This window comes from Afipia massiliensis, assembly GCF_001006325.2.
Taxonomy (GTDB): Bacteria; Pseudomonadota; Alphaproteobacteria; order Rhizobiales; family Xanthobacteraceae; genus Afipia; species Afipia massiliensis_A.
This window is the reverse complement of the sequence record NZ_LBIA02000001.1, coordinates 2,425,607-2,441,434: the sequence shown is the minus strand read 5'-3', so window position 1 is coordinate 2,441,434 and position 15,828 is coordinate 2,425,607. Positions and strand designations below refer to the sequence as shown.

Here is a 15,828-nt window from a genome sequence, read left to right as displayed (position 1 = left end):
GATCAGCCCCAGGATCAGTTCTGGGATCAACCCCAAGGGCCACGCTGTCTGCCCCAGGGCTCACGCGAGTTGCTGGACGCATTTGCCGGCGCGGTTGCCAAGCCCCCGCGCGGCCCCAGTTCGCCAGCAAGACGCTGCAACTCATGGACACGGTTCTCGGTCGACGGATGGGTCGAGAACAGATTGTCCATGCCCTGACCCGACAACGGATTGATGATGAACATGTGCGCGGTCGCGGGGCTGCGCTCGGCGTCCATGTTCGGAATCTGATGCGCGGCGTTGTCGATCTTGACCAGTGCCGACGCCAGCCACATCGGCTGACCGCAAATCCGCGCGCCCATGTTGTCCGCCGAATATTCGCGCGTGCGGCTGATCGCCATCTGCACGATGGTCGCGGACAACGGCGCCAGGATCATCATCGCCAGTGAGCCGATGATGCCCGGACCGTTTTCGCGATTGCCGCCGAAGAACATCCCGAACTGAGCAATCATGGAGATCGCGCCTGCGATGGTCGCGGTGATCGTCATGATCAGCGTGTCGTGATTCTTGATGTGCGCCAGCTCATGCGCAATCACGCCAGCCAGTTCTTCACGGCTCAACGACTGCGCCAGACCGGTGGTCACCGCCACCGCGGCATGCTGCGGATCTCGGCCGGTCGCAAACGCATTCGGCTGCGGATTGTCCATCAGATAGACCTTCGGCATCGGCAACTGCGCGCGCCCTGCCAGTTCTGCCACGAGCCGCACGAGGTCCGGCGCACTGCGCTCGTCGACCTCATGAGCGCCGTGCATCGACAGCACCATGCGGTCAGAGTTCCAGTATGCGAACATGTTGGTGGCAGCGGCAATCACCAGCGCGACCACCGCGCCGCCCGCTCCGCCGATCAGGTAGCCGACTCCCATGAACAGGGCCGTCAACCCGGCAAGCAAAACCGCCGTTTTAAAGTAACTCATTCGCCTCCTCCTGACCGGTGGTTTGCCGGGGATGTCCCATTCCAGCCTCATAAATGGTGAGGACCAGGGCCCTCATTCAAGAGCCCGGTTCCTGCGGCGGCGCGTCGCGTCCTCGCCGCGAAGCCTGCACCGCCATGTCCCAGCCGCAACCGTCACCCGGCGAAAAACAAGGAGCTCAGGCCGACATTTCCCTTTTGATATATGATGATCATCATATAAAAAGCAAAAAAGGAAACTTCCAGATGACCATTCAGAACATCGGCGACGGCAACAAGCTGACATTGGCTCGCGCACCGTCATCGATATTCGCGCGCATCAGCGTTCTCGCCGCCTTGGCCGCGGTCGGATCCTTTGCGACGAACATCCTGCTGCCGTCCCTGCCCTCGATGGCGAAAGACCTGAATGTCTCGACCGCCGCCGTCTCGTCGACGATCAGTGTCTACCTTGCGGTTTTTGCCGTCGGTCAATTGATCGTCGGCCCGCTGTCGGACCGTTACGGCCGATGGAAGCCGGTCATGTTCGGACTTGGCATCTTCGTGTTGGGCAGCATCTGGTGCGAATTCTCCACGACCCTGCCAATGATGCTGGTGGGGCGCACCATTCAGGCGCTGGGCGCATGTGCCGCCTCCGTCCTGTCGCGCGCCGTCGCCCGCGATCTGTTAAGCGGCGAAGACCTGACAAAGGCATTGGCCTTCATCATGGTCGCTATGTCCGCTGCTCCCGGCTTCTCGCCGCTGATCGGTGGCCTGCTCGATGCTACCTCCGGATGGCGTTCGGAATTTCTCGTGGTCGGCCTGTTCGGGGCAACCGTTGCACTCGCCTATTTCAGATTCGTGGGCGAAACTCATCGGCCCGATAGCAATGTCTCAATACAATTGACCGCGATCCGGCGCGGATACTGGGGCCTGCTCACCGACCTGCGTTTCATCGCACCGGCCGGAACCATCGGGCTGTTCATGGGTGCCATCTTCGCGATGTTCTCGGTGTCTCCACGCATCCTGATCGACGGGCTGGGCTTCTCGCCAATCCAGCTCGGCCTGTTTTTTGCGGGCACCGTGTTCGTCGTGTTCGGATCCGGCATGACCGCGCCGCGGCTGGCAATCAAGATCGGGCATGCCCGCGCCACGCTAGCTGGCCTTATCATTGCGACCATGGGCGGCACACTGCTGCTATTGGCACACTGGGTGACCCCGACGATCTGGAGTTACCTTATCCCGGTACTGATCTTCCTGGCCGGGTTCGGCATGGTCAGCCCGCTGGCGACGGCCACAGCGTTGCAGCCCTTCGGCGACAGGGCCGGCCTTGCATCGGCGCTACTTGGGTTCCTGCAGATGGCAGGTGCGGCGGTCGGCGTCGTCCTGACCGCATCGATTACAAGCGCGACGCTTGCCATCGGCATCGTACAGGCGGCGCTAACCATGCTTGGATTGATCTTGTATCTCGCAGGCCAGCGCGCGGCTCTCGCGCGCTAGTTCTTCAGCAGGACGCGCCCCACCCCTTGGGGAACGGGATCATCGGCCAGGCGCCCGTATCGGAACCAGACCCGGAACAGTCGGATGCCTTGTCGCCCGGCTCGAGCACGCCGCCGCAATACGGACAATTGTTGTCGTTTGCCGCGGGCGGTACGTCGCCAGATGCATCGATCACCTCATGGGCGAAAAAATTAACCACATGGAGGCGCGGAATCACTCGAAATGCAGGCATGCTCGTTCCTCTTCATCAGAGGCTGCATCATGCCAGCGAGATCATGCCGGTCCGTTCAGGCGAACACTCAAATTTTAGCGGTCTGGCGCATTTTCAAAGGGCCCGCGCGGACACCGCGCTCAACGCGCGACGATCAACGCGCCACGATCAGACCGCGGCTGGTGACGACGACCCAACGGCCATCCTGACGGCGGATCGCATCGACCCGCCCGACGCCGGGCAGCGGATCGCCGGGAATGACGTCGAAGACTCCCTGTCGGCCGATCACGGTCGCAATGCCGTCGGACACCTCGCGCAGCGTCCAGCCGGAGACAACGGGAAGCCGGTTCAGCTGTGCGGCCTGATTGTTGGCGATCGAGCCAGTGGTTTCCGGCGCGAGTGCCGGTGTCCGCAGCTTCTCAACGGCGTCGCTCAGCTTCGCCAGTTTCGCGGCGGGTTCGGCCTGCGCCTTCTCGACGCGGTCGATCCGCTCAACAATCTTCGCGGATTGCGCTGCGCTGCTGGTCTTGAGGGCTGCGATGTCGGAGTTGATCTTCCCGATCGCGCTTTCCATCGAACGCGCCTGCGCGGCAGCGGCATCGGCCGCAACGGTGGCGGTCTGGTCGCTTTTTAGATAATGCCCGACACCCGCCGTCGCGAACGCGCCGCCAATGGCGCCGACAGCGGCGGCGATGGCGACGATGGCCGCTATCGAGAGGCGACGGCCGTTGGCTTCCGGAGCGGCGGCGGCATTGAATTGCTGCTCGCGCGCGGCACTCTCATTGGAAACAATATCTTCCCAGGAACTGTGCGCCGTCAGACGCTGCAAGGTGATTTCCTTGGACGGCTGCCTTGCGACATGCGTGGAAGCGCTTTCCTTTGCCGTATCTGCAGCCTTCGCTTCATGCTGAACCATATCGCCGGTTTCCGGAACCAGCGATGCTTCGCTGTGATTGCCCGTCTGCTTGATATCACCGTCGGCAGTATGGTCGGTCATGAGCGCTAACTCCGAAATGGTTTACTATTTGGTAACCACGAATTGGTTGAGAATTCGTTACCCGGACAGCGCTTCGTTTCGACAGCGAGATCGCATCGAGAACTCACGGCGGCAACGCGCGCCATCCGTGAGTTTTGTATCAATTACAAAATGAACCCAGTATTTATGAAGTTCGACGTGTGGTCGCGCACGATGTCGTCGAGCAGCCGTTTTGAATCCTCGGTCTGCTTCGCCGCGATCATCGAGCGGATCGAGAACGAGCGCAGCGCGTCGGTGACCGAGAGCGTACCTTCCGCCGAATCCTTGCGGCCGGTGAACGGGAAGACGTCCGGTCCGCGCTGGCACTGGCAATTGATGTTCACCCGGCAGACCTGATTGACCAGCGGATCGACCAGCCGCCCGATGGTCTCTGCGTCTTCGCTGAAAATCGAGACCTGCTGGCCGTGTTCGGAGGTGATGACGTATTCGAGCGCGGTATCAATGTCGTCGAATGCCATCACCGGGACAATCGGGCCGAACTGTTCTTCGCGATACAGCAGCATGCCCTCTTTCACCGGATAGACCACGGCGGGATAGAACAGCGTGCCGCTGCTCGCGCCGCCGCCTTCGTTGATCACCTTGGCGCCCTTCTCCTTGGCGTCAGAAACCAACCGCGTCATGTGCTCGACCTTGCCGAATTCCGGCAACGGCGTCAGCGTGACGCCCTTGTCCCACGGCATGCCGGCTTTTAGCTTGGCCAATTCCTCAGTGAACCGCGCGAGAAATTTGTCGACGATCGAACGATGGACAATCAGCATCTTCAGCGCCGTGCAGCGCTGGCCGTTGAATGACAACGAACCGAGCAGGCATTCTTTCACGGCGAGTTCGACATTCGCATCGGGCAGCACGATGGCCGCGTTCTTGGCGTCGAGGCCGAGAATGGCGCGCAGCCGATTGACCTTGGGATGCATCTTCTTGAGATGGTCGGCGACGCGGCTGGAGCCGATCAGGGTCAGCACGTTGACCTTGCCGGATTCGAGCAGCATCGGCACCACCTCCGAGCCTTTGCCGTAGACCGTGTTGATCACGCCCTTCGGAAACGCGCTGCGAAACGCTTCGAGCAACGGCTGAAACAGCAGCACGCCGAATTTCGGGGGCTTGAACACCATGGTGTTGCCCATGATCAGCGCCGGGATCAGCGTCGCGAATGTTTCGTTGAGCGGATAGTTGTACGGCCCCATGCAGAGGACGACGCCGAGCGGCGTGCGGCGGATCTGGCCGATGGTGCCTTCGACAATGGTAAAGCGCGAGTTGTCGTTGTCGAGATGCTTCAACGCCTCGATGGTCGCCTTCATGTATTCGACGGTGCGATCAAACTCTTTCTGTGAGTCCGGCAGTGTCTTGCCAATCTCCCACATGATGAGCGCGACGATCTGCTCGCGGCGGGCCACCATCTGCCGGGTGAAATCCTGCATGCAGGCAATGCGCTGCGCCACCGTCATGGTCGGCCATTCGCCGCGCCCGTTGTCATAGGCCGCCACGGCAGCGTCGAGTGCGACCTGCGCCTCAGGCACGCCGCCGATTGGATGACTGCCGAGTTCAACCTGCTCCAGCGAGCCGTCGGCCTTGCGCACGCAGATTGCCGAATGCACGGTCTCTACCGGTCCGGTCCACGGCCTCAGTTCTCCGTTGACCAGCGTTTCGCGCTGATGAACCGGCGGCGGCACATCGCAATCCTTCAGCAGGCTTTCCTCGGGAAACAATTCCTTCAACTGCTGCGACGTGAGCATCATGACCTCATCGATTGCAAAGTGTTCCGCGAACCGCCCCCGGCAAAACTGCGGGCACGGACAGGGGCGGGGGGACCGGCGTCAACCGGCCGGCCTTGGGATGGTCAGTGTAGTGTGCCGGATGAATGAGTCGAAATGATAATGCGGCTGGCCTTTTTATGGGCAGATCGCCCAGATGGCCGTCATTGCGAGGAGCGTAAGCGACGAAGCAATCCAGCTCTTTTACTTATTGCTCTGGATTGCTTCGCTTCGCTCGCAATGACGTCCGTGGAAAATCATCCACGCGCGGCAATTTGATCGCCACGCGCCGAAACCGTCAGTGTTGCCTCAGGTCCGATAGATTCGCTTGAATTGCCGTTCCGCGGATGCCATCGCGCCCTTGAGATCTTCACGCCCGGTGCAGTAGTTCGCGAACATATCGACGACGACGAAGTCCGCGATCGCGGCCGCGGCACTTTCGTTCAGGGTGCCACGGCCAGCCGGGGTCGATGCCAGCTTGGCGACATCGCGATACGGCGTGTTCTTGGGATCGACTGTCCAGATCGGATTGGCGTCGTAAGCGAGCAGGAAGTGCGACAGGTATCCCTGCGCCGCCTCGATCCATGGATTGAACTGGGGCCCTTCCATCAGGAACGCAGTGAATGCCTTGCAGGCCTGCGGATACTTGCTGAAGTTGAAGATCAGGATCGGAAAGCCGAGATGCTGCTCCCGCACCTGCCCGCTGATCCCGACCGGCAGATGCGCGTGATCCATGTCCTGCGCTATCGCGGGATTTTCCTTCTTCGCCGCGACATAGATCGAAATACCGTTGGTGGTGAGGTGGAGCTGGCCGGCCAGAAACGCCTTGTTGTTTGAGCTGTCGTTCCAGGAGACCGTGCCGGGAATGAAGTTCTCATAGAGCGACTTGACGTATTCCAGCGCCTTGGCCGTCTCCGGCGAGTTGATGGTTACCTTGTTGTCCTTGTCGACCGTGTAGGCGTTGTGCGCCCACATCGCCCACGCGAGCCATCCGTTGGCGTCACCCGTCGCGTGGCCGAGCGCCATGCCGGCAGGCGTCGCGTTGGCCTTGAGGCCCTTGATCAATTCCCGGAATCCGGCGAGGTCTTTCGGAAACTCCTTGAAGCCGGCTTTCTGCATGGCGGCGATACGGTAATTCACCAGGCCGCCGCTCGCCGCGACCGGAATGCCGAGCCACTTGTTGCCCCGCTTGCCGTAGGCAACGCCGGACGGCGCCCAGCCGCCGTATTTCTTGCCGAGATAGTCGGCCACGTCGGTGACATCGACGCACTTTTCAGGAAACAGATGCGGCAGCGAATACAGGCCCCACACCATATCGAGGCCCTGCCCTGTATTGGCCGCGACCGAGGCCTTGGGCTGAATGTCGTCGAAGGATTCATTGGAGATATTGATCTTCACGCCGGTCGCCTTCTGGAAGGCATCGACGATTTTCATGAAGGCGACATCCTCCGCCTCCACAAACCGCTTCCATCGCAGCATGTTGATGTTGGCGCCGGCTTCCGGCTTCCATGGCGCGGTTTGCGCCCAGGCTTTGGCGTAGCCGAGCATCTGGTCGGCTGACATGGTCGCCGCCGCAGCCAGCGTGGCGGCGCTTCCTTTGAGCAGAGATCGTCGATCCGGCGTAAACTCGGTCATGGTCGTCTCCTCCCTGATGTATTGGCCGTTGATCGGCCAATATTTTCAAATCAATGTCTGCGTGTCTGAAATCCTTCTCGAATGGGCTGGCAAAGCCCCAGCGCGCCGATGTAATCATCTGCCCGCGGCGCGATCAATGAGCGTCGCAAGGCGAAGCCCTGATCGCAATATCCTGATTACATATGATGGAAGGTTGTGCGGTCGCTCGCCACGGCGATTGCAGCGCACGCGCGTCCCTTGAGAGGGAATGGCGCTCCCTAGGGGAATCGAACCCCTGTTTCAGCCTTGAGAGGGCCGCGTCCTAACCGCTAGACGAAGGGAGCAAGCACCAGATCATAACATAGCGCGTATTCTGGTCGCAAAACCGGTACCCACTTTTGCGGAATACGCGCCGCGAAGGGATAGCCTCGAAATCCCGCGACTGCAAGCGCCGGGCGCTCAAAATGGTCAATGCACGAAGGCCAGCGGACTGCCGTGCGCTGGCGATCGGATCAGCCCTCCGCGCCGTACAACTGCGTAATTTTCTCCCGGAGCCACCGGTTCGCGGGATCGTTCTCGGCGCTCGAATGCCAGTAGAGAAAAAGGTGAGCCGCGGGAACATCCAGCGGAAACGGCAGAATCTGGTTTCCGAGCTGACGGCCGACGGTTTCGGCAAAGCGCTCCGGCAGCGTGAAGAGCATGTCCGAGGACGCCACCAGCCGGCTCGCGGTCCATTGGCCCTGACACCGAACGCGAATGCGGCGCTTCCGGCCGATCTCCTGCAACGCCTGATCCTCATATCCCAGCGCCGATTTTCGCGAACTCGCCAGAATATGATCCTGCGCCAGATAGGCCTCCAGCCCCCACGGCTCGCGAAGAACCGGATGATCCTTCCGCGCGATGACAACGAGCTTGCCGCCATACAGCCGCCGCAGCGGAATATCCGGCGCGGACGACACCAGTATATCGATCACCACATCGAACTCGCCCGCAGCAAGCGCGCTCTGAATGGTTTCACGATCGTGATGATGCGTGGAGATTTCGACACCGGGAGCCTCATTGCAGATCAGCGTCGCCAGCGAGGGAAAGATCGTGGACTCGATGGTATGACGCAGCCCGATCCTGAAATGCCTGCGCGATGTCGTGGGATCGAAATCATCCAGTTGAGACAGGACGCCGGTCATCTCGCGAAGCCCGGCCCTCACCGGCCCGATCAGTTGCCGGGTCAGCGCCGTCGGCACCATCTTGTGACCGTCGCGGACGAACAACGGATCGTTCAGCAACTGGCGCAGCCGCGCGAGCGCATGACTGACCGCCGGCTGGGTCAGATTCAGACTCTTGCTGGCTTGCGTGATGTTGCCTTCGGTGAAGATGGCTTCGAGCACGACAAAGAGGTTGAGATCGATCTTGCCAAGGGAATTCATGTCAGACCGCGGCATGCGAGAATTCTGCAATCCGGCGCACGGTATCCGGTAAACGCCGTCATCTCCATGCACCATCTCTATAGTTCGGCGCCCGATTTTTCATTGGTCCGGCCTGTGAGCCCTCACTAGGTTACCCGGCCATTGAAGGCTGACGCCGGCGCGATAACCGCGCTGCAAATGCTCAGCTACAAACCGTTCCGGGAGAAATTTCGATGCTTCGCAGCAAAATCGCGTATCGAACGGCCCTCGCCCTGCTCAGCGTTCTGGCGGCCGGGACCGCGTCCGCACAAACGCCGCTTCCGAAGGTGGATTCGTCAGAGTTCGCAACGACCCCGCTGGTCCTGCCGAACGGCCTTCGCGGCGAACTCGTCAAGTTCGACAGCGCCAACCCTGCCGATTACGGCCCGCTCATGAAGGGTGAGATGGGCAAGACGGTGACGCTCACGGCGCAGCTCTTCCTGCCGGCAAATGCCAAGGGCCCTGTGCCAACCGTGATCGAAACACCCGGCAGCGGCAATCTTGGCCCGCATCATATCGCGCACGCCGCAGCGCTCACATCAGCAGGACTTGGCGTGCTGATCGTCGATCCCTTCTTCGGACGCGGCATCAAGGACACCATTGCGGATCAAGGGCAGTTGACCTTCGCTGCAAGCGCCTATGACGTTCTCGCTGCCGCCAAATATCTGCGCACGCGCAAGGAGATTGACCCGGCACGGCTCGGCGCCACAGGCGGCAGCCGCGGCGGAACGGCGGTCATGATGGCCGCCGCTGCGCCGGTGTCGGATGCCGTTCTCGGCAAGGGCAAGGGCCTGCGCGCCGTCGTTGCGGGTTATCCCTGGTGCGGCGTGCAGTTCCGTTCCTCGCGCCTCGCGGACGGGGCGAGCCTGCTGATCATGTCGGGCGACCGCGACAACTGGGTGTCTCCGCAGCAATGTCAGGATGCGGCGCATGCCATGGACGTCGCCAAGCAGGATGTGATCATGGAGCTGTTTCCGGGCGCGCTGCATGCGTTCGATCGCGCGGGCGTACCGCGAACGGAAATTCCAGCCGCGGTGACGTCCACCATCTATCCGACGATCTACATGGACGATCAGGGCACGTTTTATAACATGCGCACCGGCAAGGCCGACCCGACGGTGACCGCTCAGGCGCTCACCACTTATTCCGTCAAGGGCGGCTTCCTGCACAAGGGCGTCACGATCGGCAGCGAAGGCGATCAGGCGGCCGAGTACTCAAAGGGGATGACCGACTTCCTGAAAGCGAAGCTGGCGCAGCCCTGATTATCGCTTGTTGGCGGATGGCTGCGGCCGTCCGCCACTTTTACCGCTCTCACGGCTCAAGAGCGAATTTCAGCCGCCCGACCGGCTTCAGGGTCTTGGCGTCATAGGTGCGGATTTCCGTCGCGCCGCCGATATCGACGGTCACCGCCAGCCGGTCCCCTGCAGTGGCGGTCGAGACGATCCGCGCGCCCTTCGGCAGGGTCGCGGTCACGTCCGTCACCTGGACGCTTCCATCGGTGCGGAAAAGGCGGTAGCCGATGGCGACCAGCAAGGCCCCGACACCGACGGCGGTGGTCAGGCCTGCGATCAACATCATCCGGCGCACCCGCGCGATCAGCGCGGCTTGCTCGGGGGTCGGATCGGGCGCAACAGTTTCAGACATGCAAAGCTCTTCTAACTCTTCCGAAAACGAAAACAGCCGTCACGAGGTCACGGTCGAAGGCGACGAGGGATCGCGGCGGCTGGACCGCGTGCTCGCCGTCCGCAGTCCCGACCTGTCGCGCTCGCGCCTGAAAGCGCTGATCCTCGCAGGCCAGGTGAGCATCGGCAGCGCCCCGGTTCGCGACCCCGCTTATCATGTCAATGCGGGCGATACGATCACAATCGACGTTCCGCCCGCCGCCCCCGCCGAGCCCGAGGGTGAGGACATCCCGCTCGATATCGTGTTCGAAGACGACGACATCATCGTCATCAACAAGCCGAAGAACCTCGTGGTGCATCCCGCCGCCGGGCACGAGACCGGAACGCTGGTCAACGCGCTGATTGCCCACTGCGGCGCAAGCCTCTCTGGAATTGGCGGGGTCCGCCGTCCCGGCATCGTCCACCGGCTCGACAAGGACACCACCGGCCTGATGGTGGTGGCCAAGAACGACCGCGCCCACCAGTCGCTGTCGGCGCAGTTCGCCGACCATGGCCGCACCGGCGAGATGCGGCGCGGCTACATGGCCTTTGCGTGGGGCGCGCCGAGCCGCAAAACCGGCACCATCGACCAGCCGATCGACCGGCACCCGTATAGCCGTGAGAAAATGGCGGTGCGCCAGGGAGGCCGCGACGCGGTTACCCACTGGGAGATGATCGAGGCCTTCAACGGCCGCGATACAAAACCGGTCGCCTCCCTGCTCGCCTGCCAGCTCGAGACCGGCCGCACCCACCAGATCCGCGTCCACCTCGCCCATCTCGGTCACCCCCTGCTGGGCGACGAGGTCTACGGCTCCGGCTTCAAGACCAAGGCCCGCCAGCTCGGGCCGCAAAGCCAGGCCGCGTTGACTGCCCTTGGCAGACAGGCCCTCCATGCATATTTGCTGGTAATCGAACACCCGGTGTCCGGAGAGATTTTGCACTGGGAATCGGCGCTGCCGGAGGATTTGGTTCTGCTTGAGGCAGCCCTTCGTAGAATAGACTAAAAGGGATGCGCTAAAAAGACGCATGGTTACAGACATTTAACCCGGGTCACGGGTTCGTGACCTCGTTTTGTTCTTCCCTCCCCCTCGGGTTTTGGAGTATGTTGCACCTGCGCAGGGATCGTCCCGGCGCGGAACATTGCAGCGCTTCTGGCTTTGACACAGCAGATGGCCTGCCTCGCCCGCCGCTATCGGGGGCGTGAACTCTGGAGGGCGCGACATGGCCCGTGCAGCTACTCTTCCGGTTCTCAACGGAGAATCCGGTCTTGCTCACTACCTGACTGAAATCCGCAAGTTCCCGATGCTGGAGCCGCAGCAGGAATACATGCTGGCGAAGCGTTGGCGGGAACATGACGACCGCGATGCGGCGCATCAGCTTGTCACCAGCCATCTGCGGCTCGTGGCCAAGATTGCCATGGGCTATCGCGGCTACGGCCTGCCGATTTCCGAGGTCGTCTCGGAGGGCAACGTCGGCCTGATGCAGGCGGTGAAACGTTTCGAGCCCGAAAAGGGCTTCCGCCTGGCCACCTACGCGATGTGGTGGATCAAGGCGTCGATCCAGGAATACATCCTGCGTTCGTGGTCGCTCGTGAAAATGGGCACCACCGCGAACCAGAAGAAGCTGTTCTTCAACCTGCGCAAGGCGAAGAGCAAGATCTCCGCGCTTGAAGAGGGCGATCTTCGCCCCGATCAGGTGAAGCAGATCGCAACCTCCCTCGGCGTCACCGAGCAGGACGTGATCGACATGAACCGCCGCCTCGGCGGCGACGCGTCGCTCAACGCGCCGATCCGCGACGACGGCGAACCCGGCGAATGGCAGGACTGGCTGGTCGATACCTCGCCCAACCAGGAAGCCATCATGGCGGAGAGCGAGGAGTTCGATCATCGCCGCAGCGCCCTGACCGGCGCGATGGGCGTGCTCAACGACCGCGAGCGCCGGATCTTCGAGGCGCGGCGTCTGGCTGAAGAGCCGATGACGCTGGAAGACCTCGCCGCCGAATTCGGCGTGTCGCGCGAGCGCGTGCGGCAGATCGAGGTCCGCGCGTTCGAGAAGGTGCAGGCGGCGGTGAAGACCACCGTCGCGCGCGCCGAACAGGCGGCGCTGGAAGCGGCGTACTAACTTCCTGCGCATCACGAGTTGCGAAAGCCGGCCTTCGGGCCGGCTTTTTTGTGTCCGTTCCTTCTTCCCCTCTCCCCTTGTGGGAGAGGGTGGCAAGATGCGAACGCAGTGAGCATCGCGCCGGGTGAGGGGTAAATCGTCATAGGCGCGAAAAGACCCCCTCACCCGGTTCTCGCTACGCTCGAACCACCCTCTCCCACAAGGGGAGAGGGGGAAAATCCAACATCACCACGACACGCGCAAGCCGATGTTGCCTTTGTAGACTCTCAGGCTGTCGTCGATCGCCGTGCGATAGCTGGCCTCGCCGTAGAGGCTGACGGCCTGCGTGAGCCTGCCGCTGACGCCGCCGCCGACTTCCACCGCTGGCCCGGAATTGCGCACCGTCGAAATGACGTTGGTCGCGAATGCAACGTTGTCGAGGCCCGCGGTGCGCCACCACACATCGCCTTTCAGGTAAGGCGTCCACACTGCATCGCCGCTGCCGAAGGTGCCCTTCAGGCGCGCGCCGATACGGCCGTTGACGATGTCTGACTGCGCGAAAGCGATGTTTGAGAGTCCATCGCTCGTGCCGTTCAGTCCGAGGTGCTGATAGATGAACTGCGCCTGCGGCTCGATTGCGATTCCCGCGCCGAGAGGAATCGGCAAGCCACCCTCCACCGACGCAGCGAAATTCGCACCGGAGACTTTCGCAGCGATCCCGCGATCCGAGTGCGGCGAGCCATCGATAAAATCGCCCTGCACCACCGTGTCGATGTACCAGCCCTGCGAGCCGATCATCGTCCAGTAGCCGCCCACGCTGGTGGCGCCCAGATCGATCACGCCGGCGCGAGCGCCTTCGACACCGATCACGAAGCCGCTGACATCGCCGCTCGCACGCGCATGTCCCACCGACACGCCGACGAGATTGCGTACGCTGTCGAACGTCTCAAACCGCCACGCGTCAAAACCAGCCTGAAATCCGGCAATGGTGCCGCTGAAATCCGGTCTGACGCCGCCTGTGTATTGCTCTTTGCGGTGCTGACCGAACGCACGGCCCCACGCGGCGGGGGCGGTGTCGAGCAGCGCCTGATCGCCGCGCCGTTCGTGGAATGTACCGAGCGCGGCAAGCCCCAGCGTCCGCGTCAGGTCCGGCACCACGGAATGCACCGCGACTTCCGGACGGATCAACTGCACCACGGCGAATCCCGGAGGCGGCGCAGCCGGCAAAGGCAAGGGCTGCGGCGGCTCGGGGGCCGGCGGCACGCCGGGCGGTGGTGGCGTTATCGGCACCAGGATCGTTGAGCGCAGATACCAGTTGTCCGGATTGGCGCCGCCCAAGCCACCTTTGTAGAGCAGATATTCATAGGCACCCGCGACCGCGGGACCTGCAAGCGAGAAGCTGCCCGGCGCAGTGGTCGCGCCGCCTGTCACCTGCACCACGTTGATGCCGTCGCTGAGCGTCGCTGAGCCGCCGCCGCCCGCGTTGACCATGGCAATGCCGGTCGAACCGCTGGCCGATGCACCGGCGCCTGCGATCACCAGCTTGTCGGACGGCGAACCGTCCGTGCCCAACACGGCGTTGAGACGCAGCGTGCCGCCCGCACCGACATAATTGCCGGCAACGGTCAGCGTGTTCATGGCGGTCGATCCCCCGTTGGTGAGATCAATCGCGCCCGCGTTCGTCACCGTGATCGGCGTGCCGCTCGAGTTCGGGGAGATGGTGGGATTGACGCCGTTACCGGCGAGAAGGCTTGCGCCTGCGGCGATCGACACGTTGCCGGTCAGATTGGCGCCCAAACGGAAATTACCGCTGTTGAGAAATGTGTTGGCGAAATCGCCGATGCCCGCCCATGTCCAATCAGTCCCTGACATCGTCAATGTCGGGAAATTGGTGAAGGCGTTGTCGATCAGGCCGGAGCCCTGGAGAATAACCTGATTGGCTCCCCCGCCGCCGTCCGCCAGCCCGACGATTCTTGAGCCGGTTTGCAGCGTGAGCGTTACGTTCCCGCCGCCGCCCTGCAGAGCGACTCCGTTGCCGCCGCTCAGCAACCCCGCATTCGTAACGTTCGTTGCGCCGTTCAGCGTGCGGACCGCCGGTCCCTGATCGCTGATGATCTGGCCGCCGGTGAGATTCTGGATGGTGGCGGTAAAGCCCGATCCTGCGGTGTTGGAAAAGACGCCTTCCGAACCGGAGCCCGTCGCGTGGATCACCCCGCTGTTGGTCAGTCTGGCGTTGTTGCCCTGCATGTAGACAACAGTGCTTGAGCTTCCGTTGGTGGTTAGCGTCCCGGTGTTCACGACCACACCGTTCTGACCGAGAATGGACACCGCGCGAGCGCTGGTCCCGTTGGTCGTCACGGTACCGTTGTTTGTTAGCGTGTTGTTGGCTTGTCCCGTGTTGGTTTGTCCCCACGCCGCTGTCATGCCGTAGGCATTCGGCCCATTGGTCGTGATCGTGCCGTTGTTGGTCAGCGCGTTGCCGCTGCCGTTGGCGGCCATGCCATCGTTGAAACCGCCGGTCGTCGAGATCGAGCCGTTGTTGATGAGGATATTGTTGTTGCCCAACCCGACAATGCCCGCACCGCGATTGCCGCCGGTGCCTCCGCCGCCGGTCAGGCTGATCGAGCCGTCATTGGTGACCTGGCTGCTTGTATCCACCCTGATGGCAGTGGGACTCGTGACGCGCTGAACCGCGACGCTGGCGCCCGCTCCGATATTGACGGCGACGCCGGTGCTGCCGCCCACGGCTTGCACACCCAGGGTGTCAGGATTGGGAGCCGATGTGTCGCAAACCGCGGCCTGCCCTGTGGCGGGCGTGTGATTGTCGCAAGCGGCGAGAGCAGGGCCGCTGCCGGCGCCAGCCACAGCAAGGACAATCAATGCGGTGGAGGCAAGAAGGTCAGCGCGGATCTTGCAGACCTTATTGTTCTTGTTGTCGCGCACAGCACTCCCGCGCGCGCGGGAGCTCTCGCCGTCCTGCATTTCGTTCTCCCGCCGCGATGCCCCCGCCCCGCATTCGTTCAAACGATGTTGCAGCGTAAACCCGAATCACTCTGCGCCGCAATTTGCACATCCGGGTTCCACATATGCCGATTGCGCAACACACCTGCGCAACTTGAATCAATTGCCGCGCGCCGGCGCTGTAACTCTGCGTAGGCGAAATCGATCGCGGCGCCCTGCTCGAGCCATCCGAGCAACCGACCGCTGAAAACCGCGCGGCAGGAAAACGCTGGCCCGGCGCAACGCCGCGTGCGGCGGCACGCGCCATCGGGACACTTGCGGTACGCGCGCAGGAAATCCATCTCCGCGCGCGCCACGACGAGTGCGCAATAATCGTAATCACGCGCGGTGTGCGCGGCGCGCGTTTCGCCCTTCAGGCGCGCGTTCTCCGTGCCGTTGAAACCGTAGGGACCTTCGAGGCTGAATCTCGCCGTCATCGGCAGCGCTCCGTGATGATTGAAAATGGCGTGGAATGATTTTCGCGCGGAGGCTCGCGCACGCGCCGTCTGTCGCGCGCATCGCGCGCGGCGGCCTCGCCTCACCTCATCCCCTCGAAACATGAGGGGACGGAACGCCGAAAGGCGCACGTTG

The 15,828-nt window shown here is 62.5% G+C and carries 13 protein-coding genes and 1 tRNA gene; 4 read left to right on the top strand and 10 right to left on the bottom strand.

Features of this window, described 5'->3' with window-relative positions:
* Positions 1 to 26 precede the first annotated feature (26 nt).
* The gene (gene htpX, locus YH63_RS11650; protein ID WP_046827462.1) at positions 27 to 953 is read right to left on the bottom strand and encodes a zinc metalloprotease HtpX; all 927 of its coding nucleotides are present in this window, start codon (positions 951 to 953) and stop codon (positions 27 to 29) included.
* Between the two features lie 242 nt (positions 954 to 1,195).
* Between htpX and YH63_RS11645 the strand changes: the two genes are divergently transcribed.
* Positions 1,196 to 2,425: a multidrug effflux MFS transporter gene (locus YH63_RS11645; protein ID WP_046827463.1), complete on the top strand. Its 1,230-nt coding sequence runs from the start codon at positions 1,196 to 1,198 to the stop codon at positions 2,423 to 2,425.
* A 4-nt stretch (positions 2,426 to 2,429) separates the two neighbouring features.
* Here YH63_RS11645 and YH63_RS11640 read toward each other — a convergent pair whose 3' ends face one another.
* The 6 genes from YH63_RS11640 to YH63_RS11615 all read right to left on the bottom strand — a co-directional run bounded on the left by YH63_RS11640 (position 2,430) and on the right by YH63_RS11615 (position 8,473).
* Positions 2,430 to 2,657 carry a hypothetical protein gene (locus YH63_RS11640; protein WP_083992575.1) on the bottom strand — a complete coding sequence of 76 codons (228 nt, stop codon included), beginning with the start codon at positions 2,655 to 2,657 and terminating at the stop codon, positions 2,430 to 2,432.
* Positions 2,658 to 2,790: 133 nt separating this feature from the next.
* Entirely contained in the window at positions 2,791 to 3,633 is an 843-nt protein-coding gene (locus YH63_RS11635; RefSeq protein ID WP_046827464.1) for a hypothetical protein, read from the bottom strand.
* A 143-nt stretch (positions 3,634 to 3,776) separates the two neighbouring features.
* Positions 3,777 to 5,405 carry an NADP-dependent glyceraldehyde-3-phosphate dehydrogenase gene (locus tag YH63_RS11630; protein WP_246658046.1) on the bottom strand — a complete coding sequence of 543 codons (1,629 nt, stop codon included), beginning with the start codon at positions 5,403 to 5,405 and terminating at the stop codon, positions 3,777 to 3,779.
* 324 nt (positions 5,406 to 5,729) lie between these two features.
* A complete protein-coding gene (locus YH63_RS11625; RefSeq protein ID WP_046827465.1) occupies positions 5,730 to 7,055 on the bottom strand; it encodes an ABC transporter substrate-binding protein in 1,326 nt (441 codons plus the stop codon).
* Between the two features lie 248 nt (positions 7,056 to 7,303).
* Positions 7,304 to 7,378: transfer RNA gene (locus tag YH63_RS11620), tRNA-Glu, on the bottom strand.
* A gap of 168 nt (positions 7,379 to 7,546) precedes the next feature.
* The gene (locus YH63_RS11615) at positions 7,547 to 8,473 is read right to left on the bottom strand and encodes a LysR family transcriptional regulator (protein WP_205717112.1); all 927 of its coding nucleotides are present in this window, start codon (positions 8,471 to 8,473) and stop codon (positions 7,547 to 7,549) included.
* Between the two features lie 197 nt (positions 8,474 to 8,670).
* On the opposite strand from YH63_RS11615, the gene YH63_RS11610 reads away from it, so the two are divergent.
* Entirely contained in the window at positions 8,671 to 9,738 is a 1,068-nt protein-coding gene (locus tag YH63_RS11610) for a dienelactone hydrolase family protein (RefSeq protein ID WP_052753827.1), read from the top strand.
* A 49-nt stretch (positions 9,739 to 9,787) separates the two neighbouring features.
* Here YH63_RS11610 and YH63_RS11605 read toward each other — a convergent pair whose 3' ends face one another.
* Positions 9,788 to 10,120 (bottom strand): hypothetical protein, encoded by a 333-nt coding sequence (locus YH63_RS11605; RefSeq protein WP_046827467.1) that lies wholly within the window; start codon positions 10,118 to 10,120, stop codon positions 9,788 to 9,790.
* On the opposite strand from YH63_RS11605, the gene YH63_RS11600 reads away from it, so the two are divergent.
* Positions 10,119 to 11,141 carry an RluA family pseudouridine synthase gene (locus YH63_RS11600; RefSeq protein ID WP_046827468.1) on the top strand — a complete coding sequence of 341 codons (1,023 nt, stop codon included), beginning with the start codon at positions 10,119 to 10,121 and terminating at the stop codon, positions 11,139 to 11,141. The two genes, YH63_RS11605 and YH63_RS11600, sit on opposite strands and share 2 nt — an antisense overlap.
* Before the next feature lie 217 nt (positions 11,142 to 11,358).
* Complete coding sequence (gene rpoH, locus YH63_RS11595; RefSeq protein ID WP_046827469.1) at positions 11,359 to 12,258, top strand: RNA polymerase sigma factor RpoH; 900 nt, start codon at positions 11,359 to 11,361, stop codon at positions 12,256 to 12,258.
* A 225-nt stretch (positions 12,259 to 12,483) separates the two neighbouring features.
* Here rpoH and YH63_RS11590 read toward each other — a convergent pair whose 3' ends face one another.
* On the bottom strand, positions 12,484 to 15,219 hold the full coding sequence (locus tag YH63_RS11590; protein ID WP_046827470.1) for an autotransporter outer membrane beta-barrel domain-containing protein: 2,736 nt from the start codon (positions 15,217 to 15,219) through the stop codon (positions 12,484 to 12,486).
* 38 nt (positions 15,220 to 15,257) lie between these two features.
* Positions 15,258 to 15,674, bottom strand: coding sequence for a hypothetical protein (locus YH63_RS11585; protein ID WP_205717111.1), 417 nt, complete (start codon positions 15,672 to 15,674; stop codon positions 15,258 to 15,260).
* Positions 15,675 to 15,828: the final 154 nt, after the last annotated feature.